General features: G+C 43.3%; 16 protein-coding genes and 3 pseudogenes. 16 read left to right on the top strand and 3 right to left on the bottom strand.

Annotated features, from left to right (window positions below; translation table 11 throughout):
- The first annotated feature begins 76 nt into the window (after positions 1–76).
- The 8 genes and pseudogenes from ACFS7Z_RS19675 to ACFS7Z_RS19640 all read left to right on the top strand — a co-directional run bounded on the left by ACFS7Z_RS19675 (position 77) and on the right by ACFS7Z_RS19640 (position 4,176).
- Positions 77–424, top strand: coding sequence for an EF-Tu C-terminal domain-related protein (locus ACFS7Z_RS19675; RefSeq protein ID WP_377488271.1), 348 nt, complete (start codon positions 77–79; stop codon positions 422–424).
- A gap of 78 nt (positions 425–502) precedes the next feature.
- A complete protein-coding gene (locus tag ACFS7Z_RS19670) occupies positions 503–859 on the top strand; it encodes a hypothetical protein (RefSeq protein ID WP_377488268.1) in 357 nt (118 codons plus the stop codon).
- A 24-nt stretch (positions 860–883) separates the two neighbouring features.
- Positions 884–1,201, top strand: coding sequence for a hypothetical protein (locus ACFS7Z_RS19665; RefSeq protein WP_377488265.1), 318 nt, complete (start codon positions 884–886; stop codon positions 1,199–1,201).
- Positions 1,186–1,503: a hypothetical protein gene (locus ACFS7Z_RS19660; protein WP_377488262.1), complete on the top strand. Its 318-nt coding sequence runs from the start codon at positions 1,186–1,188 to the stop codon at positions 1,501–1,503. The genes ACFS7Z_RS19665 and ACFS7Z_RS19660 overlap by 16 nt, the downstream gene beginning before the upstream one ends.
- Before the next feature lie 14 nt (positions 1,504–1,517).
- Entirely contained in the window at positions 1,518–2,087 is a 570-nt protein-coding gene (locus ACFS7Z_RS19655; RefSeq protein WP_377488259.1) for a hypothetical protein, read from the top strand.
- Between the two features lie 206 nt (positions 2,088–2,293).
- Positions 2,294–2,386, top strand: a pseudogene (locus ACFS7Z_RS19650) (transposase); the annotation flags it as partial.
- A gap of 711 nt (positions 2,387–3,097) precedes the next feature.
- Positions 3,098–3,667, top strand: a complete 570-nt coding sequence (locus ACFS7Z_RS19645; protein WP_377488256.1) for a recombinase family protein — start codon at positions 3,098–3,100, stop codon at positions 3,665–3,667.
- A 221-nt stretch (positions 3,668–3,888) separates the two neighbouring features.
- The gene (locus ACFS7Z_RS19640) at positions 3,889–4,176 is read left to right on the top strand and encodes a GIY-YIG nuclease family protein (RefSeq protein WP_377488253.1); all 288 of its coding nucleotides are present in this window, start codon (positions 3,889–3,891) and stop codon (positions 4,174–4,176) included.
- A 641-nt stretch (positions 4,177–4,817) separates the two neighbouring features.
- On the opposite strand, the pseudogene ACFS7Z_RS19635 reads toward ACFS7Z_RS19640, so the two are convergent.
- Positions 4,818–4,961: pseudogene (locus ACFS7Z_RS19635) on the bottom strand (IS1/IS1595 family N-terminal zinc-binding domain-containing protein); the annotation flags it as partial.
- 212 nt (positions 4,962–5,173) lie between these two features.
- Between ACFS7Z_RS19635 and ACFS7Z_RS19630 the strand changes: the two are divergent.
- The 7 genes and pseudogenes from ACFS7Z_RS19630 to ACFS7Z_RS19600 all read left to right on the top strand — a co-directional run bounded on the left by ACFS7Z_RS19630 (position 5,174) and on the right by ACFS7Z_RS19600 (position 11,181).
- Positions 5,174–5,518, top strand: coding sequence for a winged helix-turn-helix transcriptional regulator (locus ACFS7Z_RS19630; protein WP_377488247.1), 345 nt, complete (start codon positions 5,174–5,176; stop codon positions 5,516–5,518).
- A gap of 82 nt (positions 5,519–5,600) precedes the next feature.
- The gene (locus tag ACFS7Z_RS19625; protein ID WP_377488244.1) at positions 5,601–7,796 is read left to right on the top strand and encodes a carbohydrate binding family 9 domain-containing protein; all 2,196 of its coding nucleotides are present in this window, start codon (positions 5,601–5,603) and stop codon (positions 7,794–7,796) included.
- A 65-nt stretch (positions 7,797–7,861) separates the two neighbouring features.
- Complete coding sequence (locus ACFS7Z_RS19620) at positions 7,862–8,404, top strand: flavodoxin family protein (protein ID WP_377488241.1); 543 nt, start codon at positions 7,862–7,864, stop codon at positions 8,402–8,404.
- A 47-nt stretch (positions 8,405–8,451) separates the two neighbouring features.
- Positions 8,452–8,703, top strand: a pseudogene (locus ACFS7Z_RS19615) (transposase); the annotation flags it as partial.
- Positions 8,704–9,390: 687 nt separating this feature from the next.
- Positions 9,391–9,795: a hypothetical protein gene (locus ACFS7Z_RS19610; RefSeq protein WP_377488238.1), complete on the top strand. Its 405-nt coding sequence runs from the start codon at positions 9,391–9,393 to the stop codon at positions 9,793–9,795.
- Positions 9,796–9,889: 94 nt separating this feature from the next.
- Complete coding sequence (locus ACFS7Z_RS19605) at positions 9,890–10,264, top strand: hypothetical protein (RefSeq protein ID WP_377488235.1); 375 nt, start codon at positions 9,890–9,892, stop codon at positions 10,262–10,264.
- A 125-nt stretch (positions 10,265–10,389) separates the two neighbouring features.
- Entirely contained in the window at positions 10,390–11,181 is a 792-nt protein-coding gene (locus tag ACFS7Z_RS19600; protein WP_377488232.1) for a class I SAM-dependent methyltransferase, read from the top strand.
- Between the two features lie 394 nt (positions 11,182–11,575).
- On the opposite strand, the gene ACFS7Z_RS19595 is transcribed toward ACFS7Z_RS19600, so the two are convergent.
- Positions 11,576–12,247: a hypothetical protein gene (locus ACFS7Z_RS19595; RefSeq protein ID WP_377488229.1), complete on the bottom strand. Its 672-nt coding sequence runs from the start codon at positions 12,245–12,247 to the stop codon at positions 11,576–11,578.
- 414 nt (positions 12,248–12,661) lie between these two features.
- Positions 12,662–13,480, bottom strand: coding sequence for an AraC family transcriptional regulator (locus ACFS7Z_RS19590; protein WP_377488226.1), 819 nt, complete (start codon positions 13,478–13,480; stop codon positions 12,662–12,664).
- Positions 13,481–13,999: 519 nt separating this feature from the next.
- On the opposite strand from ACFS7Z_RS19590, the gene ACFS7Z_RS19585 reads away from it, so the two are divergent.
- Positions 14,000–14,603 (top strand): hypothetical protein (locus ACFS7Z_RS19585; RefSeq protein WP_377488223.1); only part of this gene is annotated, 604 nt, incomplete at its 3' end.

Genomic DNA, 14,603 nt, shown 5'->3' with positions numbered 1-14,603 from the left:
CTAACAATGTGCAGCACTAAGGCTCGGCTACGCCAGCCCATCGGCTGCACGAGTAACGTCAGCAAAAGTATAAGAAATGACAGTAGAAAAATTTGCCATAGAGCAGGCTGATTTTGTTGCCACGCTCAAATATAGAACAACAGAAGAGGGCGGAAGAAAAACACCTGCAAAATCAGGGTATAGACCTGGGATAAAGTTTGGCTTTGACGAAATGCAGACGTCAGGTCAGCAAATCTTCATTGACAAAGAAATTGTGTTTCCAGGTGACGTGGTTGATGCTGAAATTAAAATAATAGCAGTTGATTATTTTGCAGGGTTATTAGCTGAAGGGATGGAATTTGAGTTTAGGGAAGGTCCCGTAATAATAGGCAAAGGAGTTATAAAGCATATATTGAACGAAAAACTTAAAAATGCCAGCAGGTAACAATGTACATAAGTCAAGCTTTGGCTTCGCCTCCCCCATATTATAGCACAATGCCGCTAGGTGCAAGCTCAATTATAAATGAAAAAAAATTTGGACACTCCTTTCAATGAAGGCTTTTGTAACCATTTGGAGTATCATCTAGGGCGGACATTCAGAAACAGCGACAGGGCAGATATAATGGGATTCTGGTGTGATGGAGTGTTGTGCGAACCAATAACTGAAGCAGAGTTAAAGAAGACACATAGAATAGAAACAAGTGCTTGGATAGGTAGAGACGGACAAGATGAGTATTTAATGACAATCAAGTTTGGAAAAAAATCATTGTTACACTTTAATAAAGGAGAAGACTTGATTGATACTATACCAGGTGAAGAATCTACGCACTGGATTGACATTGATACCAATAAGAGAACTATCGAAATAAGATTAAAATAAAAAGCCCTACACCTAACCCTGCACATGAGCCAAGCTGCGGCTACGCCTTGCTCGCTTTATGTACTAATCGTTACCATCATGAATTTACCAGACTTGTATTCAGAATTAAAGAAACTAGGAGTTGGTGACAATGAGATTTATTTGCATGGACTTTATGGAAGCACAGATGACAATGAAAAATTGTCTATGACCATTAAAAAGGGCAAGTATATAGCTGTCTGGGAAGTCTATTTTAAAGAAAGAGGCGAAAAGCATTCTATAGTAGAGTTTAATAATGAATCAGGGGCTTGTGAATATTATCTTAAATCTAAAGAGAACGAGTTAAGATGGATACGCAAGTAGTAAAAGACAAAATCATCAAGATTGAAATTGATGACGCTGGTAAACTGCATATAAAACCAAAGCGGACAAAACTCCCTTTAATCTATAGAACAGCAACTGAGGTGCATTGGGATTCTGAAAGAGAAACTCTGTACTCGCCAAAGCCAAGGGTATGGAGCTATTGGAAATGGTATAAACATATAGTGAATGTTGCAAAAGAGGATTGTTACTGTGAGCTTGTTTTATCTGAAGAAACAGAATGGGTAAACATTCCAGTAGGTTTGAAAAATAGAATAACGCAAGCACTATACACTACCAGTTAGCCAAAATTTATAGAATGGTAAGTTACAGAATCACAAAATTTAACCCTACTAAAAGAAATGAGGAAGGACATTATTTAGATGATTCTGAATGGACGGCAATTAGTGACATCGGAAAGGCTCAATACAATAATGTTACTTACCAAGAATATGAAACTATCGAAACAGCTTATGTTAAATCAATTCAGCTAATATTAAGAGAGAAAAATAGAAAGTCCTTAAGAATTGATTCACTTGAACTGTACGATACTAAGGAGGATTTTGATAGGTACAAAAAGGACGGGAGACTTAGGAATTTAACTGTCGATTTCGAAAATGAAATTAGTATACTTAAGAATAAAGATGAGCTAAGCCTGTCTCAAATTGAAAAATTTACCAGGTTAATGTTAAGGGAAACGATATGGATGCTTCTTGTTGACAGAGATATTGAAGTGAGATTTGGTTACGATTACTATATGTATGTTAAATGCGAAGAATTGGCGTCTGAAACTATGGATGCAATTCACAACCTGGGTCTTTTTGTAGAACCCAACGTTGGGCAGATTGATTATAAAATTATTGATGAAGATGGAAACGAAATCAAATAAATATCTGGGTAATGGTATAGTATAAGAAGCTTTGATATTCCAGAGGGTGGCAATGATTTTTATACTATACCGTCAGACTGTCCTAATACCTTCTCTGTTTTGCAATTTTCATGAAGCTAAAGGGCTAAACAATAGTTTACCAGCCCATTACAGCTATGAAATTCATACACGCGTGCCGCCGAGATGCGCCTCCCTGCGGAGGGGCCAGTCTGGAAGTGATGTGGCTGTTAGGTCAGCTCGCCCCAGACCACAACACCATTGCCAATTTCCGCAAAAACAACGGCCGCGCCATCACCCGGGGTCTTCCGTGCCACTGTGCGAATGACCCACTTTTTGCTGATGTTCTGGTACGAGAGGTAAATCAGCTTCAGCACGGCCATGTCTGAGGGAAAACCACCTTTGTCCAGGTCACCTTGCGAACCTGGAAGTGAAGCTTTACAAAAGGGAGACAAATGGGTAGCTTTTACTGTCCGGATAAAGGCTACCCGCAGCGGCACAATTTCCTAAAGCAGTGCGCTGAGCTGATTCTGTTTAAGGAGATTTTTATACGCTTTACGAGAAACAGGCATATGACCGTGTTCCTTTCTTCTCTATGGCTAATCCAAGCTTTGACCCTTCCATAAATTACCCTTTCCATATTTCTACCTTTTCCTCTCTGTTACAGGTGACATGTTGCCTTCGTCACTTGTAGCTACGCTGCGCAAAGTCTAGTCGACCAAGGAGGGGTTCTTCTGTTAACTGACACTTCGCAGCGAAACGGATGGCCCGCATAAGGGAAGATTAACAACAAATCGGTCAACGTATCTTAGGACGAGTCATCTTTAACGAGAGTCCAAAAAACGTTCGTTTTCTGGACTCCTCCTCCCTCGCCCACCGACCCTACCCGTTTCCGGCCCAAAACAGTCCAAAAACCCGGTCTACTAATGAACGCCAAATAACCCTTGATTCTTTATCTTTTTTGACTACCTTAGGGGAGGATTCGACTGTTTACCTTTTTACCTTCACCCCCCATGCTTATTGGCTACGCCCGCGTCTCGACAGTAGAACAAAACCTGGCCCTCCAGCAGGACGCCCTGCAGCAGGCCGGGTGCCAGAAAATCATCAGCGACACCATCAGCGGCACCCGCTCCGAGCGCCCCGGCCTGACCAGGCTCAAAGAGCAGCTGCGCCAGGGCGACACCCTGGTGATCTGGCGCCTCGACCGGTTGGGCCGCTCCCTACAGGACCTGATAGGCTGGGCGCAGTACCTGGAGGCGAACGGCATCGCCCTGAAGAGCCTGCAGGAGGCCATCGACACCTCCACCCCTGCCGGCAAGCTGGTGTTCCACATGTTCGGTGCTTTGGCCGAGTTCGAGCGGAACCTTATCAAGGAGCGGACGGAAGCCGGGCTGGCTGCCGCCCGGGCGCGTGGGCGCAAGGGAGGACGGCCGCGCAGCCTGGGGAAAGACAAGCGCAGGCTGGTGGTGCAGCTCTACAACAGCAAGCAGCATACGCTCAGGCAGATTCAGGACCTGATGAACATCAGCAAGCAGACCATCTATAACATAGTAGATGAGGAAACGGGCCATGCCGCCGGATAGCATCACCAGCCGGAACAGTAAGCGAACAGTTGGACTTCGCCTTAATCCAAGGCTTCTTTCCAAGCATCGAATAGTAGTGTAACAGGTCTGAAATATTCAATATCTTGAAAGCTGTAGTAGCATATTTGTTGAACATCCACTGGGAATTCGTTTACAGATAAAGCAAATGTAAAAGGTAGATGGTTGCATTACGTGAATTTCGGTAGTATAGAAGGCGAGAGGTGCTGCATCAGTACAGGGGCTGGCGGTATGTGAAGGAGAATAGGTCTTATTTCCTGTACCTGATTTTTGACTCCGACACCTGTGTCTATATAGGAGAGACGAGCAACATCTTCTGGAGGGTCGTCAAGCACAAAGATAAATGCTCTGATGATTCCGTCATTTACTTGCAAGAGTACCAGGACAAGGAAGAGGTGCTCCGCCGGGAGAAGCACTACATCCGCATGCTCAAACCAAAGTTCAACAGCCGCTACTGCCAGATAAATCAACTGGAGCTCTTTCAACTCTGATTGAACAGCCTCTAGAAATACTGTAACAGCACCTGATGATGGATTTCCGCTCAATTATCTCACTGTTAACCTTACAAAGGCAGAGAGTTGTGCTGATATGCGCGTGTGTAAACCTGTTCCTGTCAAAACCTATAGTCCAATACTTAAGGAACTTAATGTTGCGTAGGTACCTGTTCAAAGCCATTCCACCCTATATGAACTCTATCTCGGCTCCTTCCTGATGATACTCTTCAATAAGACAGGCTAAGGACACTAAATGAAATGGTTGCAAAAAAGTGGCACTGGAAAAGTCTATAGTTAGCTTGTCTACAGGCTGATCGGGCAAAGCACCAATTCTATTTCTACAGATAAAATCAATACATACTTCATAGCTCCTAGTAACCACCCTTGCCGTTTGTTCCTTCCCCTTGTTTTTCAAATGAGGATGCAAAGGTAGGGCAATTCATTAACCTGCAAAGGGTACACATAAATGTGCTAACTGTGCAGCAACAGAGGCCTCCAGACCCTAAATATTAATTTTTCTTAATTAGAGCACGGAACGTTACATGCATATTGAAAGGAAGAGCTGCTGTATGGGCGGCTCTTCCTAAACTGACTTCAATTATTCTGTATTCAAGTTCAAATTAATGCTACTTCACATGCTGCTCCCGACTCAGATTCTGGTTGTGCCGCTCAAAGACAAACTGCCTCGAGCAGTCCTTGCACTTGCCTCTAGCTTTGCCGTAGTAGGTTCTCCCGTTTTTGACTATATTCACGCTGCCGCAGTAGTAGCATGACCTGTTCATGAGGGTAAAAACTGGTCGCAATCCTTCTACCGCTACTGCGGTCATTTTCGTTACATCATTACTTTTACAGAATTACCTATGATAGTACTACCAAAGCTATTAGCCATATAGGAACCTATTCATCAGCATTTTATGCCAGTAGAACTGGAAACTTTTTCTCACATTGTCTGAATGTTTAATTATCAAATACAGCTTTTATACTGAACAATCCGATGAGCTCTTACCATAGAAAAATTCCACTTAAGGAGGACTGCCCGATGGAAGTCACATTGAATGTATTATCAGGTAAATGGAAGCCCGCTATAATCAGCAGTTTGTTTAGAGGCACGAAAAGACCCAGGGATTTTAGCGTGGAATTGCCGGAAGCTACCAGGCGGGTTTTATCGCAACAGCTCAGGGAACTGGAAGAGGATGGGATCATAGCAAAAAAAGTTTTCGAAGTAGTCCCCCCGAAAGTTGAATATTTCCTGACTGACCTGGGCAGAACCCTGGCTCCGGTGATCTCCGCTTTGAGTAGTTGGGGTGAAGCTTATGATAAAAGCAGACAGGCTTCGTAAAGAAGCATGGTTACAATTTTATCTCTATAGGAATAAATTCGCCCCTATTTGATAGGTGTTCCGCCTAAGATACCTTAGGAAGATGAATACCATAAAACATATTATTCGTTTCGTGCTTTTGCTTGAGTTTCTGAATCCCCGGGTCTCTTTCAGTCAGCATACATTTGAACCACCGGTAAAACTAAAGGAAATCTATTCATCAAGGGTAACCGTCCCGCTTGTTATAGATGGCACCTTAAATGAAACAGCATGGAAAGACGCCAAGGTTATTAGGGGCTTCAAACAGGTGGAGCCACTCCAGGGAGAGTCGGCTAATTTTGATACGGAAGTAAGAGTACTGTTTGATGATACCTACCTATACATAGGGGCCTACTGTAAAGATACGGTTGGAGTAGAAGGACTGCGTACCCCCAATCTTACCAGGGACTTTAGCTTTGAAAATAATGATCTCTTTGGCTTTACGCTTGACCCTTTCAACACCCGCAGAAATGCCGTTGCCTTCCAGGTGACGCCCTATGGAACTCAAAGAGACCTGCAGGTATTCGATGATGCCATCATAGATCTGGATTGGGATGCCTTGTGGTACTCGAAGACCTCCATTACAGACGCAGGGTGGTATGTAGAAATTGCCGTACCTCTTTCCACTATCCGGTATCCCAAGGATGCAGCACAACATGCCGATAGTGTGTCGTGGGGGATCAACTTTATCCGTGTGCATAGAAGAAGCAACGAAACGTCTGCATTCCCGGGTTTTCCCAGATCCCTGGGCACCTACCGTATGACGTATGTTGCTGCCCTGAAAGGCATTGACCTTCCACCTGCAGGCAGAAACATACGTCTCAACCCTTATGTTGTCCAAAAGGCACAAGCTTCGGGAGGTGAACAAAATGGTAAAGTGCAGCTTGCTACCAAGGTAGGAGGTGACCTCAAGTGGGGTATTACGGAGCACTCCACCCTTGACTTGACGGTAAATACTGATTTTGCACAGGCCGATGTAGACCGGCAAGTCATTAACCTGACAAGGTTCTCTGTTTACTTCCCTGAAAGACGGCAATTCTTCTTAGAGAACTCCGGTTTGTTTGTTACCGGGGACCCTGCTAACCTGCAGCCCTTTTTCAGCAGACGAATTGGCCTAGATGCCTTCGGGAACCCTATCCCCCTGCTGCTAGGAGCAAGATATACAGACAGGCAGGTTTCCAGAAGTATAGGAATGTTGTATGCCCTTCAGGATGATACGGAAGAGACGTCCAAAGCTCATTTCAGTGTGATGCGGTACATTAAAAATTATGGGAAAGCGAACCACTTTGGGGTGATGCTAGCCAATAAATACGAGTCCGGAAACAGCCATAACACCGTGGCTACTGTAAATGGGGTACATAGATTCGGAGAAAGGTGGAGCTTAAACCACATGTGGAGTAGTTCTTTTGATCATGAAGATGGCAAATATACGATAGGCTCCGGTTCCAATATAAATCTACAGCATGCAACCAACAAGGCGTATTTCTACACCAACCACACCCTGATTTCAGAAAAGTACAATCCGGAGATGGGGTTCATATCCAGGGAAAACCTGCTTGCCCACAACTTGGGATTTATTCCAATTTTCCGGCCATCCTGGAAACCTGAATTTGTACGCTCCTACCAGCCCGGTATCCTGTTGGATCTGGCCCAACAGGCGTCCGATTTGAAGTTGCAGGAAGGTGCTTTAAACCTGTTTCCTGTATTTTTGATCATGAGCAGTGGAAGCGTTTTAAGTTTGCGCTACCAGTATAACTGGCAGCACCTGGATACTGAGTTCCACGTGTTAGGGACCCCCATAAGCCCGGGCAGTTATACCTATAACAGGTACAGGCTGATGTTTAACACCGATCTCTCCAGGAAGTTTTCCGTCGCGACGAATGCAGAAGTTGGAGGGTACTTCAATGGCTCCCTTGTTTCACTAAGCGCTGATGTTAATTATGCACCGATACCAAATATTTTTTTCACAAATCGGGTAGAGTTTAATTCCATTAAGAATCTTGGCAAAACGCAAACAGGCCATACTGACTCTTACCTGCTTACATCCTCCCTAAGACTAGCCTTGAACCCGAATGTTCAATTAGTTTCTTTATACCAGTACAACAGTTTTCTGGCGCGCAGTACTGTCAATTTAAGGATGTCGTGGCAGTTTAAACCACTGTCCTTTATGCATATAATTTATAATACTAATCGAAACAGGCTCTCTGATGTGACAGAGAATCAAGGCATTATGAAGATAAACTTTGCAAAGCATTTCTAAGAATACAGGAAGGATAAAAAATTCCTGCCAAATAGGGTACATGTACAGAGCAAAAATAAGACAAAATGAGAAGGATAATAATTCAAGGAAGCTCAAGGAGTAAAGGGAATACATGTAAAATCGTTAAGATTCTTAGGGAAGGAGTGAGGTGTGACTTGCTAGACTTAAACCTCCATACAATCAATCATTATAACTATGAGCACAAAAACAAGCATGACGATTTTTTAATGTTGATGCGCCAAATTGTGGAATATGATTTAATAATTTTTATTACGCCGGTTTATTGGTATTCAATGAGTGGCTTAATGAAAGCCTTTTTTGATAGAATTACAGATTGCTTGAAAATAGAAAAGGAGACCAGTAGAAAACTAAGAGGAAAGTATATGGCAGCAATTTCCTGTGGTTCAGATGATAAAGAGATTGAAGGCTTTTTTGTGCCATTTCAAAAAAGTGCTGATTATTTAGGAATGACTTATGTAGGTAGCATTCATACTTGGATTGAAAGGAGTAGCTATCCACCAGAAATAGTATTGAACTTGATTTCTGAATTCGCAGCTAATTTAGAGAATAAAATACTGACCTCCCCCCGAGAAACCGGACTGTTGTAAAGTAGAGAAAACGGGCAATAATCGTATAGAACCAAAAGCGAATTGCCATGAAGAAATCAAAATTTACCGAGGCGCAGATCATCTTCGCCATCAAGCAGTCAGAGACAGGCGTTTCTGTAGCGGAGGTCTGCCGGAAGATGGGCATATCAGAGTCCACCTTCAACAACTGCAAGAAGAAATACGGTGGTTTAGGAGTGTCAGAGCTCAGGAAACTGCGGCAACTGGAGGAGGAAAACCGGCACCTAAAGCAACTGGTGGCAGACTTAAGCCTGGACAAACAAATGCTGCAGGATGTACTGAACCTGGACAAATTCACCCTCACGCTGTTCATAGCCACCGCCGACCACGAGCGGGAGCTGATCGGCCTACGGACGAAAGCGGCGCTGGATGAGAAGATAAAGCAGACAGGAGAGTGGCGCAAGCCCTCAAAGGCCTTCCAGACGGGTGCCGCCTCCGCTGAGGGCACCCGGGTACTGCAGCACAATGCCAGGGTCAATGAGAACAACAAGCGGGCAGCGGCCCTCATCCAGTTCCTGCGCAGCACCAAAGTGGATGTCACAAGCAGCGAGGGACAGGTGACAGGCAAAGCGGAGATGCTCTGGAAGGAGATAGCCCGGAAACTGAACGAGGCGGGTTTCAGGGCCAGCCGGGGAGGACCGTTCCAGGCAACGCAGGTGCAGCGGATCCACCACCGGATGACCGCTCAGCAGATCTCTCCTCTGGAGAAGCCCTTTTCATAGACGATAATCATGATAAATGGGAAGGATAGTTTGTTTCTACTTACCCGCCTTTGCAGTTTCCTGGAAGGGGGCGAGTTTAGGTACTTTCGCGGGGAGGGGAAACTTTCAGCAGGGGCCTTTATACTGCTGCGTATATATAGTATATTCGTTAGCCCGATTCCGGTTATCTGTCGATTTTGACGGATAAGCCGAATAGACTTCCGTTTATACCTTAGTTGGCAAAAATAAGAAGTTATAGAAAAGGGAATGATAGAAACTGAGAATCAAAGTCACCACAGTTTTGTCCAGAAAGTGTTGGTAGTTGCCTCACATATGGTGACCTTGGTTATAGTTCAGTTTGTACTCATACTCTTTGTAGGTCTTGTGCTTGGAATGGGACCAGAGAGCACAATGGAAGGATGGGTTGAAGCTTTTACCATTCCGCCTGTTCTAGCCACTATTTCCTATAGTTATTATAGATTAAGAAAGCAGTATGTGAAGATACTGGTGTATTCATTTTTGAGCTTGGCTCTTCTGGCAGCAGAAGTCTACACTTATGTTGAAATACTCAGATGGGAATTAGCATTTGGGTTTATGATAATCATCTTAGCAGGAGCTTTTATCCCAATGAATTACCTCCTGTTAAGTTTGATAGATGAAAGAAAGAAGTAAAATTACTCTTGCCAACAAGGTGCAGCTTTAACCCTTGCTACGCTACGGGCTTACGCTGCACGAGTAACGTTGGCAGAAGTTGTGAAAAGATAAAATGGATAAAGACCTTATTATATATTTGTGTGGACTTCACAGCTTAGGGTTTGCCATCTTTCATATGTTCTTTTGGAGGCTCTTTGAATGGGACACAGATTTAGAAAAGGTAAGTAAGCAAAATAAGGCCATTATTCAAATTTTCAATTTACGCCTGATTTATATCTTCCTTTTCTTTACTTTTATCTGCTTCTTTTTTACAAAAGACCTTTATTCAACAGGGCTTGGAAAAGTAACTTTGGTAGGTTGTTCTTTATTTTGGGTAGGCAGAGCAATTGAGCAATTTATATTTCTAAATTTTAACCACTCCTTGATTCATTTATTGACTTTTCTCTTCGTGATAGGAGCAATCCTATTTATTTTACCTTTGCTATGAGTAGTAATAAATGGAGAGATTTATATCTGATTATTTTGTAAAAAACAATTTTTGCCCACAGTAGCTATAAAGCATTAAAATACCCTTTAGCCTAGCAGTTACCTGCAAACAAAACTTTTTTTAAAATGGAAGTTAAATACGACAATATTGGAATAAACTACAATCAGACTCGGAAAGCTGATAAGTATTTAACAAGCAGATTTCTTCATCACTTAGAACCAAAAAAAGATAAACTCAATCTGGACATTGGATGCGGGACAGGCAATTATACAAATGAGCTTCAGAAAAGAGGGTTCCAGTTTATCGGAATTGACCCATCAACTGAAATGCTAGGAAGGGCTAGAGAAAAAAATAAAGAAATTGATTGGAGGCTTGGGACTGTAGAAAACACAGGCATATCGAACAATTTAGTTGATGGCATTATCGCTTCGCTAACCATTCATCATTGGGATAACCTAAAGCAAGGCTTTTCAGAATTAAATCGAGTTTTGAAAGTGAATGGAAATGTTGTGATTTTCACCTCGACACCAAAGCAAATGAAAGGTTATTGGTTATGCCATTATTTTCCACAAATGCTCAGCGACTCTATCCTTCAGATGCCTTCGTATGAAACAGTTAAATCCGCAATGCTTCAAAGCGGTTTTGAAATCACTAATACCGAAAAGTATTTTGTTCTACCTGACCTGGAAGACAAATTCCTTTATTGTGGCAAGCACAGTCCAGAACTGTATTTTGATAAGGAGATAAGACAAGGAATATCATCTTTTTTATCTTTAGCAAATCGCGGTGAAGTTGAAAAAGGATTAGCCGAACTACGAGAAGACATTGACAGCGATAAAATTGATAAAATTATCAATTCTTACGAAAACGACTTCGGTGATTATTTATTCATAATAGGAAAAAAAGTCTACAGTTAACACAGCATATTGCTTATGGCGGGTTAATTAGTTACACCAAGGTTCACAATGTTTACTAAGCTCGTTTCGGCTGATGATGAAGTACCTTGCATATTACTACAGGCCATGTGCTAAACATTAGCTTGCTCTACAGGCGGTCCTGGTGAACATAACCTTCGTTATAGAACAGTGAAGGCTCCCCATTATGAGGAGCCTTTATTGTTTAGCTTATAAGCTCTATTAAGTAAAGCGGGAGGTAAGACTTGATGTTTTTAAGTTACGAACGTATTCCTGATTGTCGGTTGTTCTTCATCCCAAGGAAGACGTACACAAACCAAGAAACAGGTTCGTGAAAGCCTTTAGACAGTTCGTGAAGTTTGTCTCTGATGTCACACATATCGCTTCTGCTTCGTTCTTAAGACACCAGTTGCCTAGGGGCTGGTTCATGAGGCGCTAATATTTCATGATGGTTTCTGTAAACTGAATAAGCCATCCAGAAATAGGCAGCACCCCATAGTATGTTCGTCATAAACTGTAAGGCGGCTCCCGGGAAAGGGATAAAAGCAAAGCCCAGGAACACAAGCCATCCCGACCATTTGGGCAGCATACCTGATCTCCAGACCGCAACAGCCATCATCCCCAGGCCAAGCAAGGTGCTTATAAGCGATACTCCCATAAAGTTCTGTAAGGCACCGCCCATCGTTGCATACCTAATGGCTTCCGTATGGCCCATCAGGAATAGTTCTCCGACTGCAGGAAAAAGAAAATAAGCTACAGCGAATACTCCTACACCTAATATGTGGTGAGTCAATGTCAGCAGCAGACCATAGAAGGCCAGGCGCTCCGCTTTGCTCTTTTGCAAGTACAGGTACAAACCAACGGTGCCTATCATCTCCATGATTACACCCACAAAGCCCCGCAGGGCCCAGACAGCGTACTCCGGAGAGGTGACCAGTTTTGAAAAATCTTCCGGACGTGTGGCCGCTTCAAAAATCAGGTTCTCCTGTGGAATCAGGAGGTCTCCAAAAGCAAACAATAACCCTGCAAATCCTATGATGCACAGGCAGCTGATAATTCTCTTTTCCATTATTTATTTAGACTTTGATTTTGATAACTATTTAGAAATTCAATCAACAGGCAAATTTTTAGCGCTCTTTGTTCACCCTTGTTGATGCAAATATCGAGGGTCTAAATCAGATAAAATGTGCAGATATTGCTATGCAGCAAACTCCCAAAGCTGTCTTATACCAGGCTTACTAAATCAAAAGTGGCTTGGAAGAGATGCTTGTAAGAAAGCCTATTGTCATAGAAGCAACAGCACCTAGTGCAACGAACGAAGGCTTTGAAAGGAAAAGGCCTCCTTTGTAGTTGGAGGCCTTTTGAAGGGGCAGGTTGTCTCATGCTTCATGTAAAGCAGAGGCTTATACGGAAATCAGCAACTGCACACATGCAGTTGCCACTGGAAACAGCTTCACTGGTGGTTCACTATGGATGGAATACTTCAATGCACGGGCAGGTACCATTCTATGAACAGGTTATCAAGCGATGCCGGAGTGGGTAAAGTATAATATTGGAAATAGGAAACACTATCCCGATGCTTCAGTTTCATCTCGCAGAAAAGATGTTCATTTATGACCCTGGTTACTTGCTCATACTCGGCTACAGGGCAACAAAACTTATACCTGGCAAACTTGCCACCTGGAAGTTCCGCAACAAAGTTCTTGCTAACGGATAAAGCAGCCGTGTTTTTACTAACAATGGCCGCATCATAACGGCATACACTATCAGGATTAACATTCTGGCAGTCGTGGAAAACACTATAAAAAGTAAAGTTCTCTGGTGATAGGTTCTGTTCCTGAAGGAAGCACCCAACTTTTTCCCATACTCTGAAGATATCCCTGGAAAAATAGTTTCCAATACAGGGAAAGAGCACCGCCTGTTGCTTAGGCAACCTGACAATTTCGCACTTCAGGGAGATGTATCGGTCAGTAGTTACACTAGAGGCATTTAGCAACTGTTTCTTTCTAAACTCCCTTGGGCTTATACCTTTTACTTTCTTAAAGACCCTGCTGAAGGCACTATCATTGTCATAGCCCACCAGTAGCCTGATGTCGGTTACGGATAACTCAGTAAAGTGGAGGAGATACGCTGCTGATTGCACACGCTGCTTGATGATAAAGTTACCTACCGGCTCCTGCAACTCCTCCTTTAGCTTTCGGTGCAGGTAGTACGGCGAGTACCCGGTTACGCTGGCGAGTTTATCCAGCGTAATATTTTCTTCCAGGTGGTTGTTGATATAGGCTAAGGCTGCGTCAAGCATAATCTTTTTTTATTTACCAAATGTAACAAAGATGGCCGCATTAAAATGTGCAGATCTTGCTATTCTGTCATTTACTTCTTTATGACTCAAACCTTCATCTACTTCCGCCTAACCAGCAGAAAAACAGTTATAGGAGTAACGTCGCTAGCAACAAGAAGCCACTTCAATAACGACTCTGCCCTCCAATTTCAAACCATGGAAGCCCTTGGTGGTATAACACAGTTCATGTAGAATAGAAGCGGCTTCTAAGCAGGGTGCCATTCCGGATGAATAAGAGGAGCAGACCCTTCGAATAAGAAAGTAGATTAAAAAAAACGCTGCTGGAAAGCCAACTTTAGGTTATTATGGGTGCCTTAACTCCAGAGAGATATTAGTGAAGCTCATCTAAAATTTAGTATAATTATTTGCATTTTAAATTATACTAAATAAATTTATCCTTCAGTCTGCTCTTATTACTCCTGCTGCAGATCCCTTACAGCTGGCTATATTCCTATTATTAAACATTTAGACATAAACACTATGATTAACTTGAAGAATTACAGCCGTAGGCTGTTAGGGACATTTCTGCTGCTTTGTCTCCTGGCGATGTCGGGGTGCGAACTCGAAGATTTTATACAGCCAGAGAAGCCAAGAACAGTTGTCCATTACGGGCCTGCAACCTCCCTGTTGGGGGGCACTGCCCGTACCTGGGTAGAAATGGTCAACGGCAAGCCTTCAGCCATTGGTGTGGAGATGTCCGAGGAGGTACTGCAAGACTTGCCGGAAGAGATGGGAATGTTTTTTCTTGAGCTGCCGGGACAGGCGCACGCTACAGGAATCAAATCAATTATGTTAGACTGGAACCCGATGGGGCATGCCCCGGAAGAGGTCTATACTGTTCCTCACTTCGACTTCCACTTCTTTAAAATCACAGAGGCCCAGGTCAAGCAGATAGGGCCAGGCATTGATGAAGGAGCCTACAAGCTGGTCGAAAGGGGAGTGTTCCCGTCTATATACACCTTCGGCCCTGAGCCGTTTGCTGTTCCGAATATGGGTGTGCACTGGTCGGATATAACCTCGCCTGAGTTCTCTCCTGCTGGCTTTTCCAAGACCTTCATCTATGGTTCCTACGGCGAGAGAGTGC

Origin of the sequence: Pontibacter toksunensis (genome assembly GCF_042686245.1) — a bacterium.
GTDB lineage: Bacteria > Bacteroidota > Bacteroidia > Cytophagales > Hymenobacteraceae > Pontibacter > Pontibacter toksunensis.
This window is presented reverse-complemented; position numbering and strand designations above follow the sequence as displayed.